This window comes from Haemophilus sp. oral taxon 851 str. F0397, assembly GCF_000242295.1.
GTDB lineage: Bacteria > Pseudomonadota > Gammaproteobacteria > Enterobacterales > Pasteurellaceae > Haemophilus.
The window spans coordinates 1-16,364 of the sequence record NZ_JH591070.1 but is presented as its reverse complement, the minus strand read 5'-3'; the positions used below and the strand labels follow the sequence as shown (position 1 = coordinate 16,364).

The following is a 16,364-nucleotide window of genomic DNA, read 5'->3' as shown; positions in this document are numbered from 1 at the left end:
TCAATATTGACCGCATTTTTGTTTACTTATTTTTTCAATGTCGGCACAAACTCAGACAGCATTTTTATCTCTTCTTCACTCAATCTGCTTTTTACCATGTTACCTGCACCTTGTATTTTTCCACTTTTACGATCGGAAAGTGCGGTGTAAATTTCCTCTGAATTTAGCGTGTTGATAATTTGGGATTGTCCCAATGCTGACTTTTCAGCGGATTTTCCATGGCAAGTAGCACAGGTTCGTTTATAAAAATTTTCAGCTTGTTCCGTATTCACATCAGCTAATACAAGTTGGCTAGCAGTAAGTAAACTTAAAGAGAGTAGAGTAGTGTAAATTCTTTTCATAGGTTATCCTTTAAATAATTTAGTTAAATCGTCTTCGGGAATTTTGCCTTCATATTTAGCTTGAATGTTTCCTTCAGGGCTAATGACAAATGAAGTTGGCGTGCCGATAAGTTGATAACGTTCAGCTGTAATTTTCATTTGATCTTTAATTACAGGCAAATGGAGTTCACGTTTAGCCACGATGGCTTTGGTGTCCATTTTATCGCTATCCACATTAATCGCAATAAGTGAAACTTTTCCAGGATTCTCTTCTGCGAGTTTTTCAAATTCTTTTAACTCTGCGATACAACGTCCACAAGTTTCTGACCAAAAAATAAGTAAGCGTGTGCCTTTCCAATTCTCAAGGTTTGCAGGATTGCCTTGGAGATCATAGGCAGCAATATCAGGTGCTTTTTGCCCTACTGAGGCAACTTCATCTTTACAAGAAACGGCGCCAAAAATAACCGCACTTATGGCAAATAATTTCAATAGTTTATTTGTTCGCATGATTTTCTTCCTTTACAAATTTTCCGTGATGTAAATAAATAACACGATCGGTGAGTTCACCTAACTCTGGATTATGTGTCACCATTACAATGGTACGCCCTTGTTGATTAAGTTTCGTGAGCAAATCCAAAACCAACGATTCGTTTTGCTCATCTAAATTTCCTGTTGGTTCATCGGCAAAGATAACGGGCGGTTGATTAACTAATGCACGAGCAATGCAAACACGTTGTTGTTCACCACCTGAAAGTTGGCTTGGCCGGTGGTCAATGCGATGGCCTAAGCCTACTTGTTCCAATACCGCTTTGGCGGATGCTTCATCAATCACGCTGTGATAATGTTGTGCCAACATCACGTTTTCAAGTGCGGTCAAATAAGGGATTAAATGGAATTGTTGAAACACTAAGCCAATTTTTTCCGCGCGGAAACGTTGACGACCGACTTTATCTAATTGGGCGGCATCCACGCCATCTAAGATGACTTTACCTTCGCTAGCGGTATCTAAGCCCGTTAAAATATTCATCAACGTGGTTTTACCAGAGCCTGAAGCCCCCATAATCGCCACAAATTCCCCTTGTTTGATTTGAATATTAATGTCTTCCAGCGCGGTAACTTGCCCGAAGCGTTTGTATAAATGTTGGGTTTCTATTACAAAATTGGTCATGGTTTTTCTCTTTTATTATTTAATTTATAAGCACTTCACTTTTACTCACCCTTCAACACATTCGCTACATTAATACTCAATGCTCGGCGTGTTGGAATAATAACAGCCACAAATGCCACTAATAACGAAAGTACAACCGTAATTGGTAACACTGGTAATCGCATATCAATATAAGATTTGAATACAGTTATTCCCAATACTTGGGCTAATAAATACCCCAAGCCAAGTCCGATAATAATGGCACAAAACGCGATAATTAAAATTTCAGTGCTGATTTGGCGAATGATGTCAAATTTTTTTGCACCCAGTGATTTTTGTAAGGCAAATTCTTTGGATCGTTCGCCGACAATGGCAATTAATGTGGTGTTCACACATAAGGTTGCAAGCACCAAAATCACAAGGGAAATTAAGCCCATTAAGCCTTTAATTTTTTCTAAAATTTGTCCTTCTGAAGCGGAAACTTTACGGATTGGGCGAGCGGTTAAATCAGAATATTGTTGCATGATTTTTTCGGCAAATTGATCCACTGTACTGACGCCTTGCTCATTTTGTACATTGAGTAATGCGTTGTTTACTACGCCTTCTTTATCCAACCAATTTTGTGCAAATTCAACATTTACAATAAGCATATTGTCAGTTGCATCACCGGCTTCTACAATTCCTTTAATGTTGAAACTGTGTTTTTCTACGGCATTTTTAGACAGTTGTAGGCTGTCTCCCACTTTAACATGTAATCGTTCAGCAAGGGTTTTCCCGATCATCGCATTGCGATCATCAAAGTTTACATTGATTGCTGATCCTGTAATTTGCCAGTAAGGGGCGAGGATGCGCATGGCATCAAAATTTACGCCCATCAGAACAATTTTTTCCAAATCACTGCGTGCGACGCCATAAAGGTAAGGACTGGCAGCCGTGATAAAACCATCGGGTGCTTTTTGCAAAATTGCGTTTAATTCTGCTTGATTCATCATTCCACCATCGGCTGAACCAATGTAGAAATTTGCTCCGAAAGTACGCAGTTCTTGGCTCATTTTGGTGTTGATGTCGAAGTAAACCGCTGCCATAGCAGTGACGATACTTGCCCCCACTGTAAGTGCGGTGAAAATAATGAATACTCGTTGGAGGCGTAATCGCAACGCGCGGAAAATTAATCGCCAGAACATGCTTTGAGTTTTTGCGCTTTTATGCTCTGCCATAAAGCACCTCGACAGGGTAAAGTTTAGTGATTTTATGTGCAGGGAACCAAGTGCCAATCACAGCAATAAGAATGGAGAGTACGAGAACACAAGGTACGACGATCCAAGCAAAATCAAGAGGTGCGCCGAATAATGCGGCACCGATAAATTTGGCTAATCCCCATCCGGCTAAACAGCCAAATATTCCGCCTACTAATGCACTTAACACCGCTTCACAGTAGAACAGTAAGGTAATTTGCCATTGATAAGCGCCCAGTGCTTTCATTAAGCCAATTTCTTTTGAGCGTTCGATAATTCCTGCGCTCATTAAGGAAGCTATACCCATTGCCGCAGCGATTAATGCCGCGAAGGTAACTACCGCCAATAAGAGTTGGATTTTGCCAATGACTACACCTTCAGATGCAGCGACTTGCCAAATTGGGCGAACCATTGCGCCAGAAATGGCTTCTTCTAATTGATGAGAAATTGAAGAAACATAAGCGGTGCAATACCAACGGTCGTAGGCTTCCGCATCTAAGGCATCCGTATTGGCGCGCGCTTTACGGGAAAGATCATTTTCAGGCACGGTGAGGGCAGATACACGAACGGATTGCACTTTGCCTTCTAAACCCAGCAAATTTTGTACCGCACTTAGGGGCATCACAAGCTGATTATCTTCTGTTCCACCCGTACTTAAAATGCCTTTAATTTCTACCGCACTTTGTTGGCTTTCGCCGTTATCGTTTGTGTAGCTTAAGCTAAGTTTATCGCCAATTTTCCAAGCATTACTTTTGACTAGTTGTTCGCCAGCAAGTGCAGGGACGATCTCGCTAAAGTTATTGTTTAAATCATCAACCCATTCCCCTTCAACTTTCCAATAAGGGCTAATGATTCGTTGCCCAGTGTGGTAATCTTCTTCATCGGGTACGGCAATATTATGATCAAAGAAGGTACCAAGCATATTAATCGTTTTTGGGGCTGAAAGTGAGGTGGAATTTTGTGAAGATTTTGTCACTTGCACATTTGCTGAAAGCAACGGGGCAAACCCCACGATATTGTTTCGCCAGAAAATATCTTTGATGTTGGGAAGCTCTTTTTCATCTAAAAAATCTTGGCTAGATAATGACGCGCTATGGCTGAGTTCATCAGGCAATGCCGCATTGCTGGCTGGCTCTACCAAAATATTGGCACCGTAAGATTTCAGCTCTTTCGCCATTTTGTCACCAATATCAATGGAAACAGCAAGCAGCGCAGAGACTAAACCAGCGGCTAAGAAAATAGTGATAATGGCGAGTAATTTACGTTTGATACCAAATCGCCAAGATTGAAATAACATTCTAGCAAGCATTGTTATTCCCCTTTTGGATTTTCGTTTTTGTTAATACCGAGATAGTTATCGGGATTATCGCGGAATAAATCGAGATTTTTTTCGTTCTCAAAGAAATAAGTATGCCCTTCGTGGCTATATTTATATTCAGTTTTAGTGTTTTTGAGTTTGGCGCCACTAATCGGATCTTGCACTTCAATTTCCACAATCGTACTGAATAGATTTAAGCCATCTTCAAGGCTTTTACGAGAAATCACGATTTCATTGTCAGTTTGTTGCCAATTTTCAATCGGTACAGGGTTGCAACCGCCCGGTTTACCGATAGATGGAATAAAGAGATGCACGCCACAACCAACACAGACCACTTGATTGCCTTGCATGACATAGCCTTGATCGCCGCAGAGTAGGCAAGCATCGAATACTGCCGCCATACTGACTTTATTCGGTTGGCGATTGATAATGAAAAAGCGTACGGCTTTGCCATCATCTGCAATCCAAACAAAACGGTGAAGTTTACCGTCTTTAAGTGGCTCTAGTGCTAAATGCACTTCATTTTTGTCATTCAGTTGTACAGGAACTGCTTCAGAAAGTTGTGGCGGTTGAGAGGCAACTTTTTCCCAATAAAGTTGGCTTGCAGCAACAAATAAAATACCCAATATGCCCCAGTAAATGGTGCGTTTTGATGTTTGTACGAAAGCCAATTTTTTGCGTTTTTCAATCAGATCTTTTTCGGCTTTTGCTTCTCTGAAACGTTTTGAATGTGTTTGAATGGTAAAAATACATAAAACAACTAGCATTAACACAACACAAATGATATTGAGCCAAGCGGTGATTTCCCCTGATTTTGCCACAAAACTTAACCGCACTTTGGTGAGTTCAATGAGTTGTAACTTCATTAAGGTGAGCAGTAGTTCTGCTACAAGCGGAAGAATTAACACGATAAAAAGTAAAAAGCTGAGTGCAAAAAGTGCGGTGGATTTCCCTTGTGTTTTTTGTTGCTGTTTAAGTAAGAAATAGAGCCATGCACTTGAGGCCAAACTAAAAATTACGCCAAAAATGACCGCACTTATATTTAAAATAAAATCAGTGTTGATGACATCTGTGTTGGTGAGTGCGGTGATGTTTGGATCCTTCGCCCAAGTTGCTCCCGCGATAAGCATTAATGCAAATTGCCAGAATGCGGCAAGATTTGATGATTTGCTCCATTGGCTGATTGCAAAAAGTAAGAAGATAATTAAGAAACCGATGGTTAGAATAAGATTGCTGGTTTGTCCATTAGGAATATTGAGTCGTAGGACAACACCCAAAGCTAAGCCAATAAGGCTTAGCCAAATAAGCATTTTAGGCGAAATATTGCCTTTTTTAATTGCCCAAGATGCACCGAGTAAAAGCAAAATTGGCAAAAGAGATTGCAGAACAAAAATGAAAAAATAAGTCATAGAAAGAGGATTTTTAAATGGTAGGGTGGGTTTTAGCCCACCGTTTTTTCATGTCTGATTGTTAATTGGTGGGCAGAAGCCCACCCTTAGTTATTATTTTAAACCAGTAAATTTAAATTCATAATTTACATCAAATGGTTTCCACCAACGACCCACACCAGTTTCTTCATCAGTATGGCGGTGCATACCTGCTTTTGGTGGCGGATCGATATGGTAAGTTAATTTATAGTTACCCACGCCCATCATTTTGATGTTTGCGCCATAGTGTGGGCCATCGCCAGCAACCATTGGCATGAAGGTACCTTCTTGTTTAGCACCAGTATCGGTATTGACTAAGGTATAGTTGATGGTTAAATAAGGCATCCATTCACCTTCACCAAAACCGTTCTTGTTACCTTTCACCGCGTGAATATCTGCTTCTAAGTGAATGTCCGATTTTGCTGCAGGTAAGCCCATGCCGCGAGGTTCCATATCTACTGGTTTTAAGTAAACCGCTGCAATTTCCATGTCATTCATGGTAACCGATTCACCGATTGGATATTCTTGGAATGCGTAAGCAGAAGTTGCTGCAAACATTCCTGCTAATAAACTTGCGCTAAGAAGTGCTTTTTTCATAGTTTCTCTCCTGAGATGAGTTTTGAGTTAATTTGAAACCGCTCTTTTGCTTTGATATTTCATAACAAACAAAGCAAAAATAGCAGCAAGAATTAAGATTGCTTGTGGCACAAGGGTTTCCACATAAGGATAAACACCTAACCACGAAATTTCTGGTACACCGTTAATTAATGTTGGTTCAAACAGTTTACCTTCAATAAGTTCAAGTACAGATTTGCCAGCGAATACAAATGCCATTAAATACATAAACGAACCGGTAAACATAAAGAATGGTTTTAATGGCAATTTAACCACGGTGTAACGCATTATAAAGTAGCAAATCGCCAGTAAAATCACCCCGCAAATAAAGCCAGCAAAAAGATAGGCTAAACTAACCGCACTTTTTGCATCGCCAACTAGGGCATAATAGAACAATACGGTTTCTGCACCCTCACGATATACTGCGAGGAAACTGGTCAGCCATAAGCCGAATAGAGAGCCTGCTGTTAATGCCGTTGAAAGTTTGCCTTCGAGGTAGCGTTTCCAGTTTTGTGCTTCGACTTTAGAAAGCAACCAGTAACTCATGCTAAACAGCATAAAGACCGCAATAATCATTGTGAAACCTTCAAGCAATTCGCGGTTTTGCCCTGAGTTTTCAAAAATAAGTTGGAAGATGAATGCGGTAACGACGCTTGCCCCTAACGCCACATAAACGGATTGGCGAATAACTGGCAATTTGTTGTGATGATTATTTTTCACCATATAAGCCACAATAGCAGCAACGATTAATAACGCTTCTAAGCCTTCACGTAAAATAATAAGCAAGCTATATAAGAACATGGACCAATCACTTTGTTCGCCACCTTGCAATATTTGAACGGCTTTCGCTAAGTTTTGGCTTAAACCTGCAGCTTGTTCTTGTAATTTGTCGCCATTTCCCGCTTTCATCAGACTGACTAAACGAGTGAAATAACCTTCTAATTCCGCTTTAAAATTGCTATCGCGAGAGCCAACTTTGTTTTCCATGCCAGAACTTTCAAATATATCAAAATAAGTGTCTTGCACCGCAAGCATGGCTTTTTTCGCATCGCCTTGTTCATAAAGGGTAATAGCTTGTTGAATACGTTGGTTGATTTCAGTCGTAATTTTTGCCCAATCTTGCTCTGCAACGTTATCTGAAGTTTGCGCTTGTGATTGTGTCGCTTGAGCGTTTTGTTCATCGCGAGTAGTTGGCAAATTAGGAAGTTGTTCTTCAATATCTTGTAAGAGTTGTGTGCTTTGGTAAGCAATCTCTGTCATTTGATCAGGTTGTTCGCTCAAACGAATCAAATTATAGAATTGTTGATTGATTGCTGCTGAAATTTCAGAAGAGCGGTTAGTTCTAACCGACATTTCCATTTCAGAGTTTTTGTAGCCGTCGTATTGGGCTTGTTGGAATGCTTTTTTAGCATTGGCAAAATCACCGCTTTCATAAGCACTAATGGCTTGAGCAATAAAATCATCAATGGTTTTGAAACTTTGTTGCCAATAAGGTTTGATGGCTTGATTATCATAAACGCCATGCTGACTATCAGCATTGAGTTGATGTCCTTCAACAAGAGAAGGTAAAACTTGCTGTAATTCATTTTTTAAACCGTTGATTTTGGCCTGAACCTCATTCATTGGTTTACCTTCGCCAATCATTTTGCGAATTTCACCAAAAGTAGCTTCCATTTGGTAGCTTTTTTGCGCTGAAAAATTAATGCGAATCGGCCCTTCTAAATTTTCAAATATTTCAAAATAGGCCATTTGTACTTCGGTTTTGGCATCATCAATTTTGTTTTCTTTAAGAAGTTGTTCGGTGTGATTCAAGCGTTGAGTGATGTCATCAACCCATTTTTGATAGTTATCGGCAAAGACTGTTTGAGAAAATAAAAATAGTAAAGATATGCTGATATAGCGTAAAAGGTACGGCATAGAACTAACAACCTTATAAATGAAATCCATTCGTATTTGAAAGATATATCTAATGAGAAAAAATCTCAACAATAAATTTGAATTTTTGCTACTTAGATCAAGTTTTATTTGAATATTTAAGATTTTTTAATGGCTGCATGTATAATGCAAGCGTTTTCCAATTGCCCTTTTAGGAGATTTTTATGACAGCACAAACTGGTATTTTGCTTGATGGTTGCAAAGCAGGCGTATTTTTAGAAGCAAATATCTCAGATTATTCTCAGATTCCAGCGGCGGCTCGCCAATTCCTTACTCGCTTAGAACAGCTTCAACAAACTTATCCCGATGCACGTTTGGGGGCGGTAGTTGCTTTCGGTGATAAAGCTTGGAAAACCCTTGGTAGGCAGGACGCACCAGAGCTTAAACCTTTTGTCACGTTAGGAAAAGGTGATTTAACTGCGCCTAGTACACAAACTGATCTTTTAGTGCATATTCAATCATTACGCCCTGATGTTAATTTTTCTGTGGCACAAGCTGCAGTGAATGCTTTTGCTCAAGCTATTGACGTTCAGCAAGAAATTCATGGTTTCCGTTGGGTGGAGGAACGAGATCTCACAGGTTTTATTGATGGAACTGAAAATCCTAAAGATGCACAACGAGCAGAAGTGGCCTTAATTTCAAATGGCAATGATAAAGATGGGAGTTATGTGTTTACTCAACGTTATGAACATAATCTCTCTAAATGGGAAAAATTAAATACAGCAAAACAAGAAAATGTGTTTGGACGCACTAAAACGGATAGCGTAGAAATGGAAGATAAGGCGGATACTTCTCATGTTGGTCGTACAGATTTAAAAGAGAATGGCAAGGGATTAAAAATCTTACGTCAAAGCTTGCCTTATGGCACTGCCAGCGGTACGCACGGATTATTCTTTATTGCTTACTGTGCAACGCTTTATAACATTGAACAACAGTTACTTAATATGTTTGGTGAAAAAGATGGAAAAACTGACCGCATTTTAGGTTTCACTAAGGCTGTAACGGGCGCTTATTATTACGCACCATCTATTGAGCAGTTGAATAAACTTTAATTTATGAAAAACCTAAATTAAAAAAATTTAGGTTTTTTTATGTTTCTTAACTTTTTCTTAAGATTTATTTGTTTTAATACACACATCCAAGCAATGGTGCTTGAAATTAACTGACTTAAAAAGGAAACATTATGAAAAAATTTGCATTAGCAACAATCTTCGCATTAGCAACCACTTCTGCATTTGCAGGTTTTAACGGCGGAAATACTCAAGGCGGTTTTCAACAAGCAACCCCTTCAGCAATTAGCGTAAAACAAGCTTTATCTGCAGCAGATAATTCAATGATCACTTTAGTGGGTAATATCACACAACAAATTGATGACGATGAATTCTGGTTTAGCGATGGTACAGGTCAAATCAAAGTGGAAATTGAACGCCACGTTTGGAATGGTTTAAATGTAGATCCAAGTGATAAAGTGAAAGTTTACGGTAAATTAGATAACGAAGCATTCGAGAAAGCAGATCTTGAAGTATTACGTATCGAAAAAGTAAAATAATCATTCTTTGAAAATGGCGAGCATTAGCTCGCTGTTTTTGTTTATAAAGAGCGGTCAATTTTTTATGAGAATTTTATTGATAGAAGATGATAATCTAATCGGCAATGGTTTACAGATTGGTTTAACCAAACTTGGTTTCGCCGTAGATTGGTTTACGGATGGAAAAACAGGAATGGATGCCTTAACCTCTGCGCCTTATGATGCGGTTGTGTTAGATTTAACTTTACCGAAGCTCGATGGATTAGATGTATTACAACAATGGCGTTCTAAGAATCAAGATGTACCAGTATTGATTTTGACTGCCCGTGATACTTTAGATGAACGTGTCAAAGGTTTACAAAGTGGTGCAGATGATTACCTTTGTAAGCCTTTTGCTTTAGCTGAAGTTGCAGCGCGCTTGCAAGCACTTATTCGTCGTCGTTATGGTCATCATCATTCGGTGATTGAGCATGCTGGCGTTAAACTCGATCCTAATCAACGTTCTGTTTGGCTGAATAATCAACCTATTTCTTTAACAAGCCGTGAATACAAATTACTTGAATTATTTATGCTGAATAAAGATCGCGTACTGTCTCGCTCATCTATTGAAGAAAAATTATCAAGCTGGGATGAAGAAATTAGCAGCGGAGCGTTAGACGTGCATATTTATAATTTGCGTCAGAAATTAGGTAAGCAATTTATTCGAACAGTTCACGGAGTTGGATATGCGTTGGGAGTAACCCAATAAATGAAAAACAAACGTTTAAGTTTTCGTCTTATTTCTGTTCTTTCTTTCACCGCACTTTTTGTGTGGGGCGTATCTACTGCTGTCGCATGGTGGCAGGTGCGCAGTGAAGTGAATGATGTTTTCGATGCTCAACAAATCCTTTTTGCTGAACGCCTTGCCAATTCAGATCTTAGTCATATTCTATTAGAGCATGTGGAAGATATTAATAAAATCCAGCCACATTCGTTCAAAAAAAACTATGATGATGACGCATTAGCTTTTGCTATTTTTTCTAAAGATGGCAAACGTTTATTAACAGATGGGCGTAATGGCGATAATTTTGTGTTTGATAATGAAATTGGGTTTGCGAAAGGCTATATGCTGAATGATGACGATGAATGGCGTATTTTCTGGCAGCCTGTAGCGAATGGAAATTTGATTATTGCCGTTGGGCAAGAGCTTGATTATCGAGAAGATCTAATTGAGGAAATGATCTTTGGGCAAATGTGGATTTGGTTTGCGAGTTTGCCTATTTTGATCATCGTTTTAGGATGGTTTATTCATAAAGAACTTCGACCGATTAAACGTTTAAGCCAAGAAGTTCAAACGAGAAAATCTGGTGATGTGTCATTGCTAAATACTGAGGGGCTACCCGTTGAGATTTTACCCTTAGTAAAAAATTTAAATCAATTTTTTGACCGCACTTCGGCTATGCTACAACGCGAACGCCGTTTTACCTCTGATGCCGCCCATGAATTGCGTAGTCCATTGGCGGCATTGCGTATTCAAACTGAAGTAGCTCAACTGGCGGGTGATGATAGGGAATTACGAGAACAAGCGCTTTTGCATTTAACACAAGGGATTGATCGTGCATCGCAGTTAATTGAGCAACTTTTGACCCTTTCAAAACTGGATAATTTACAAGAATTGGAAGAATTACAGCCTATTGATTGGGAAGGCATCATTCAGTCGCTGATTGCTGAGCGTTATTTTGTGGCTGAAAAGCGTAAAATTACCTTGGCTTTTGAGAAAGAATCTGAACCCAAGCAGAAACAAGGGCAACCAATTTTAGTTTCATTGATGCTTAGAAATTTACTCGATAATGCCATTAAATATTGCCCAGAAGAAACAACCGTTTCAGTGAAAATCGCATCTTCTCAGATTATTGTAGAAGATAATGGTGGTGGCGTTGACTCGGAAGATTTGAAAAAACTTGGTCAGCGTTTTTATCGTCCAGCTGGACAAAATGAAAAGGGAAGTGGTCTAGGGCTTTCTATTGTCATGCGAATTGCAGAATTACACGGATTCAAAGTGCGGTTAGAAAATGTTCTAAAAGAAGGACAACGAATTGGCTTAAAGGCTCAAATATTTTTATAAACATTTCCTTTAAAAAAAGAAAACCGAGTAAAGACTCGGTTTTTCTTTTTTAGAATAGGTTGCTAATAAAGATGACTAAAATAATTACTGGCACAACAAATTTCACATAGTTAAACCAGATTTTAGTGAATGTTGAGTCAGGTGTCGGAGAAAGTTCTTTTTTCGCCTCATCTTTTAATACGAAACCAACGAAAATAGCACAACCAAGTGCGGTCAGCATAAAGAGAATATTTCCACTGACATAATCATAGAAATCAAAAATGCTTTTGCCGAAAATGGTGACATCTTTCCATACATTATCCCCTAAAATTGCTGGAATATTACCTAAGACAAAAATTCCACCAAGGGTTAAGACAATCGCTTTGCCACGGCGCATTCTGAGCTTTTCTTGTAATGCGGTGATGATCACTTCATAAATTGTGATAGACGTAGTTAGTGCAGCAATTAATAATAAGCCGAAGAAAATAATTGCAAAGAATTTACCCGCCCATAAGTGAGAGAATACGATAGGTAAACTTTGGAATACTAAAGTTGGACCTGCGTTGGGTTCAATCCCAAAGGTGAAAAGAGATGGGAAGATCATAAAGCCCGCAAGTACAGCAATAATTGTGTTGGTAAAACCTGTAATAACTGCAGTATGGATTAAGTTTTCTTCTTTATTTAAGTAACTGGAAAGCGTAATTAACACACCAAAACCAAGGCTTAATGCGAAGAATACCTGACCTAAAACGAAGATAAATAATTGTGGCGTAATTTTGCTGAAATCAGGTTTCAAATAGAATGTAATGCCTTCCATTGCGCCAGGTAATGTTACGTTGCGAATAACCATTCCAATGAGGAAGATGAATAGCAATGGCATTAAATATTTTACAGAGCGCTCAATCCCACCAATGATCCCTTTAGCTAAAATAATGTAATTCACCACAACAAATAAGAAGGTGTATAGCATAATTTCATAAGGGCTATTGCCGATATGAAGTTCGTAGAAATCTTTGGCGACATCTTTAGTAATAGGTGTTGAGATATCTAAGGTACCGCTGATTAGGCTAATGATATAAGAAATAACCCAGCCACCAAGCACCATATAATACGCCATGATACCGAATGAACCGAGTAAGCCCATATAGCCAAGGATTTTCCAATATTTTGAAATGCCTTTTCCTTTATCTAGAATTTTATCGCCAAAAGCATCAATGGAGTTTACACGTAAGCGACGGCCGATCACGTTTTCAACGAGAATCATCGGAATACCGATTACGATCATTGCGATACAGAAAAGTAGAACGTAGGCTCCGCCACCATTTTCTCCCACAAGGTAAGGGAAGCGCCAAGTAGCGCCGAAACCGACAGTTGCGCCTGCGACAGTCATGACATAAGTGAGTCGGCTAGACCAAGTTTGTCGCTGTTTATTATTTGTTGTCATTTGTTTTCCTATTTTTAATAAAAAGTGCGGTAAATAATTAGAGTGTTTTATCGCAAAAATTAAAACTCAATTTTTTCTTTATATTCACACAGATCTTCAATAATGCACGAGCCACAACGAGGTTTACGTGCGATACAAGTGTATCGACCGTGTAAAATTAACCAATGATGAACATCTACTTTAAATTCATCAGGTACGACTTTAAGCAGTTTTTCTTCTACTTTTACAACATCTTTACCTGGTGCAAAATTAGTTCGATTGCATACACGGAAAATATGGGTATCCACCGCAATGGTTGGATGACCAAATGCCGTATTTAGTACAACATTGGCTGTTTTTCTGCCTACACCTGCTAATGCCTCTAAGGCTTCGCGATTTTCAGGCACTTCACCGTTGTGCTTTTCAATTAAATCACGGCAGGTTTTGATAATATTTTCTGCTTTGCTATTAAAAAGCCCGATAGTTTTAATATAGCTTTTTAAACCATCTAATCCTAAATCTAAAATTGCTTGTGGCGTGTTTGCAACAGGAAATAGTTTTTCTGTTGCTTTATTCACGCCTTTATCGGTTGCTTGTGCCGATAGAATTACCGCAATTAATAATTCGAAGGGCGAATTATACTGTAATTCTGTGGTCGGATGGGGATTTTGATCTCTTAATCGGGTTAATATTTCGATTCTTTTTAATTTATTCATCTTATTTATCAATTCTATTTTTTATTGCAAGGAGCAAGCCTAATCCTATAAATGCGCCTGGAGGTAAAATGAAAAGTAAAAAACTACTGTCTGTATGGTAAATATGGAGAGTTAAAAATTTCGCTTGTTCGCCGAATAGATTTTCGATGCCATCAAAAATCGTACCTTGTCCAATGATTTCACGCAATGCGCCAAGTACTGTCAAGCTAAGCGCCATCCCTAATCCCATTGAGAAACCATCCCAAACTGAATGGAGTAAGCTGTTTTTTGAGGCGAACGCTTCTGCTCGACCAATCACAATACAGTTGGTAACGATGAGTGGAATAAAAATCCCAAGTGATTGGTAAAGCGTATAGGTATAAGCATTCATTAAAAGCTGAACGACAGTTACTGTCGTCGCAATGATCATCACATAGATTGGAATGCGGATTTCATTCGGAATATATTTACGGAAAAGTGAAATGACCGTATTTGTGCAAGTGAGCACAAGCATTGTCGCTAAACCTAAACCCAGTGCATTGGTGGCTGTGCTAGATACCGCTAAAAGCGGACAAAGCCCGAGAAGTTGGACAACCGCAGGATTATTTTTCCAAATTCCTTGAGCAAAGATTTCTTTCCACATGGACTTTTGTTGATTTTCAACCGTACTTTCTATCTGTTCTTCTTCAAGTGCGGTATTTTTTTCAGTTAAATCTGTCATATTATTTCACTTGTGTTGAAAGCTGTTGTAACAAGGCTTGATTATTTAGCATGATTAATGCTGAACGTTTAGTTTGATTCACCACTGCGCGAGGTGTAATGGTTGCACCAGAAAATTGATCAAATTTTCCACCATCTTTTTTTACTGCCCATTCGCTCAAATTATGCTCATTAATCGATTGATGAGTGAAATTTAAAATCCAGTTGGAAATACGGAGTTCAATTTTATCGCCTAAGCCTGGGGTTTCATGGTGTTCAATAACTCGTACGCCTAACACTTCACCTTTCGGATCTAATCCCACAAGCAAGCGAATATCGCCAGAATACCCATCAGGTGCAGTGGTTTCATAGGCATAGGCAGAAAGATTTCCATCTTTTTTCGCAAAATAAATTTTCTGAATGCCCACCAAATTTTTATCTTGAGGAATAACCGCACTTTCTAACAGATTATTATTGAAAGAATCTTGTGGAATGACCTGTAAAAGCAATTCTCGTTGTTGTGCCGCCATCACTGCGTCAATTTTATCTTTTGTTAGGAAAAAAATACCCGCAGAAATTGCAGTGCAGAGTAGGGCAATAAAGCCTAACAATATGCCGTAACGCGATGTGATTTTTACTGTGCCCATTATTTTTTTCCTTTTGTTGGATAACCAGATACTCGTGGACGCGTGTAATGATCGATAAGTGGGACGCAAATATTACTTAATAAAATTGCGAATGCTACACCATCTGGAAAGTTTCCGTGATAGCGAATGAGATAGACAAATAACCCCACTAATGCGCCAAAAATAATTTTTCCTCGTGGTGTGATGGAAGCTGTGACAGGATCTGTCGCAATAAAAAATGCGCCAAACATCATTGCGCCACTAACGAGTTGGCTAATCGCACTTAAATGTGTGAAACCAGTAAAAGCGGTCACTGTGGCTAAACAGAAAAAGGTAACAAGCATCGCCACTGGAATTTGCCAGTGAACAACACGTTTTAAAATAAGGAAAGTTCCGCCCGCTAAGAAAGCCACGTTGACTTGCCACCATCCTTGAGCAAAGTCGGTTCCATTACCCATAAAAATCGGCAGTTTAATTAATTCATAAAAATCATTTAATTGAGTGTGACTTTTATAGAAAATTTTTGCGCTATCCAAAGGCGTTGCTTGGGTGATGCCATCAATGTTATGCGTAAGTTGTGAAAGCGTGAATCCATCAGTGGTTAAACCTGAAAATATTAATGAAAACGCATCTGAAAAAGTCGGTGGTTCCTGTAATAAATTAATTGGAGGCATCCAAGTTGTCATTTGTAATGGGAATGAAATTAAAAGAATTACATAGCCAATCATCGCAGGATTGAATGGGTTTTGTCCTAAGCCACCATAAACCTGTTTACCTAATAAAACTGCACAGAGTGTTCCAATGATGATGACCCAATAAGGTGCATAAGGTGGAATAGCCATAGCCAAAATTAAAGCAGTCAGGGATACGCTGAAATCTGAAAGATAATTTAGCGGTTTTTTACCACGTAATTTTATTGCAATAAATTCTGCAATGATTGCTGTACCAATGGCTAATGCAGATTGAAGCACCACGCCAAATCCAAAATAATAAATTTGCGTGAAAAAAGCTGGCATCATTGCCAACATGACCCAAAGCATAATACGCGCTGTGAGTTTCCCCGAATGAGTATGAGGAGAGCTAACCATTTTAAACATTATTTAATTCCTGATTATTTTCTAATGTTGCTTGTGTTTTTGCCAATTTCTTTGCTTTTGCTCGAGCAATGGCTGCAGCTACCGCTGCTTTTTTCAGATCGAGTGCGGTTGAATTTTCTTCTGTTTTTTCTACCGCACTTTCTATAGGTTGAGTGCTTGGAACTGATTCTGTTGTTCCATTCGCTTGAGCAAGTTTTTTTGCTTTTGCTCGAGCAA

17 protein-coding genes and 1 pseudogene are annotated in these 16,364 nt (G+C 38.9%); 4 read left to right on the top strand and 14 right to left on the bottom strand.

What is annotated here, in order from left to right:
* Nucleotides 1–26 precede the first annotated feature (26 nt).
* From HMPREF9096_RS06980 to HMPREF9096_RS07015, 8 genes are all read right to left on the bottom strand, one after another.
* Nucleotides 27–341, bottom strand: coding sequence for a c-type cytochrome (locus HMPREF9096_RS06980; RefSeq protein WP_009499934.1), 315 nt, complete (start codon nt 339–341; stop codon nt 27–29).
* 3 nt (nt 342–344) lie between these two features.
* Complete coding sequence (locus HMPREF9096_RS06985) at nt 345–827, bottom strand: TlpA disulfide reductase family protein (protein ID WP_009499933.1); 483 nt, start codon at nt 825–827, stop codon at nt 345–347.
* On the bottom strand, nt 814–1,488 hold the full coding sequence (locus HMPREF9096_RS06990) for an ABC transporter ATP-binding protein (protein ID WP_009499932.1): 675 nt from the start codon (nt 1,486–1,488) through the stop codon (nt 814–816). The genes HMPREF9096_RS06985 and HMPREF9096_RS06990 overlap by 14 nt, the downstream gene beginning before the upstream one ends.
* A gap of 41 nt (nt 1,489–1,529) precedes the next feature.
* Entirely contained in the window at nt 1,530–2,684 is a 1,155-nt protein-coding gene (locus HMPREF9096_RS06995; RefSeq protein ID WP_009499931.1) for an FtsX-like permease family protein, read from the bottom strand.
* On the bottom strand, nt 2,671–4,011 hold the full coding sequence (locus tag HMPREF9096_RS07000; protein WP_009499929.1) for an ABC transporter permease: 1,341 nt from the start codon (nt 4,009–4,011) through the stop codon (nt 2,671–2,673). The genes HMPREF9096_RS06995 and HMPREF9096_RS07000 overlap by 14 nt, the downstream gene beginning before the upstream one ends.
* A 2-nt stretch (nt 4,012–4,013) precedes the next feature.
* On the bottom strand, nt 4,014–5,429 hold the full coding sequence (locus tag HMPREF9096_RS07005) for a Fe-S-containing protein (RefSeq protein ID WP_009499928.1): 1,416 nt from the start codon (nt 5,427–5,429) through the stop codon (nt 4,014–4,016).
* A 93-nt stretch (nt 5,430–5,522) separates the two neighbouring features.
* Nucleotides 5,523–6,044, bottom strand: coding sequence for an iron transporter (locus HMPREF9096_RS07010; RefSeq protein WP_009499926.1), 522 nt, complete (start codon nt 6,042–6,044; stop codon nt 5,523–5,525).
* Nucleotides 6,045–6,071: 27 nt separating this feature from the next.
* Nucleotides 6,072–7,979: an FTR1 family protein gene (locus HMPREF9096_RS07015; protein WP_253269206.1), complete on the bottom strand. Its 1,908-nt coding sequence runs from the start codon at nt 7,977–7,979 to the stop codon at nt 6,072–6,074.
* A gap of 182 nt (nt 7,980–8,161) precedes the next feature.
* Between HMPREF9096_RS07015 and HMPREF9096_RS07020 the strand changes: the two genes are divergently transcribed.
* The 4 genes from HMPREF9096_RS07020 (at nt 8,162) to qseC (ending at nt 11,629) form a co-directional block, all read left to right on the top strand.
* On the top strand, nt 8,162–9,049 hold the full coding sequence (locus HMPREF9096_RS07020) for a Dyp-type peroxidase (RefSeq protein ID WP_009499924.1): 888 nt from the start codon (nt 8,162–8,164) through the stop codon (nt 9,047–9,049).
* A gap of 131 nt (nt 9,050–9,180) precedes the next feature.
* Nucleotides 9,181–9,546, top strand: coding sequence for a YgiW/YdeI family stress tolerance OB fold protein (locus tag HMPREF9096_RS07025; RefSeq protein ID WP_005636761.1), 366 nt, complete (start codon nt 9,181–9,183; stop codon nt 9,544–9,546).
* Between the two features lie 64 nt (nt 9,547–9,610).
* Nucleotides 9,611–10,273: a response regulator gene (locus tag HMPREF9096_RS07030; RefSeq protein WP_032803267.1), complete on the top strand. Its 663-nt coding sequence runs from the start codon at nt 9,611–9,613 to the stop codon at nt 10,271–10,273.
* The gene (gene qseC / locus HMPREF9096_RS07035) at nt 10,274–11,629 is read left to right on the top strand and encodes a quorum sensing histidine kinase QseC (protein WP_009499919.1); all 1,356 of its coding nucleotides are present in this window, start codon (nt 10,274–10,276) and stop codon (nt 11,627–11,629) included.
* A 49-nt stretch (nt 11,630–11,678) separates the two neighbouring features.
* Here qseC and HMPREF9096_RS07040 read toward each other — a convergent pair whose 3' ends face one another.
* The 6 genes and pseudogenes from HMPREF9096_RS07040 to HMPREF9096_RS07065 all read right to left on the bottom strand — a co-directional run.
* Nucleotides 11,679–13,052: a sodium-dependent transporter gene (locus HMPREF9096_RS07040; RefSeq protein ID WP_009499918.1), complete on the bottom strand. Its 1,374-nt coding sequence runs from the start codon at nt 13,050–13,052 to the stop codon at nt 11,679–11,681.
* Nucleotides 13,053–13,111: 59 nt separating this feature from the next.
* Nucleotides 13,112–13,747, bottom strand: a complete 636-nt coding sequence (gene nth / locus HMPREF9096_RS07045) for an endonuclease III (protein ID WP_005626177.1) — start codon at nt 13,745–13,747, stop codon at nt 13,112–13,114.
* Between the two features lies 1 nt (nt 13,748).
* Complete coding sequence (locus HMPREF9096_RS07050; protein ID WP_009499915.1) at nt 13,749–14,447, bottom strand: electron transport complex subunit E; 699 nt, start codon at nt 14,445–14,447, stop codon at nt 13,749–13,751.
* 1 nt (nt 14,448) lies between these two features.
* Nucleotides 14,449–15,072 carry an electron transport complex subunit RsxG gene (gene rsxG / locus HMPREF9096_RS07055; protein WP_009499914.1) on the bottom strand — a complete coding sequence of 208 codons (624 nt, stop codon included), beginning with the start codon at nt 15,070–15,072 and terminating at the stop codon, nt 14,449–14,451.
* Complete coding sequence (gene rsxD / locus HMPREF9096_RS07060) at nt 15,072–16,148, bottom strand: electron transport complex subunit RsxD (protein ID WP_009499913.1); 1,077 nt, start codon at nt 16,146–16,148, stop codon at nt 15,072–15,074. Before rsxD ends, rsxG begins: the two co-directional genes overlap by 1 nt.
* Nucleotides 16,141–16,364: pseudogene (locus HMPREF9096_RS07065) on the bottom strand (electron transport complex subunit RsxC); the annotation flags it as partial. The gene rsxD and the pseudogene HMPREF9096_RS07065, both read right to left, overlap by 8 nt.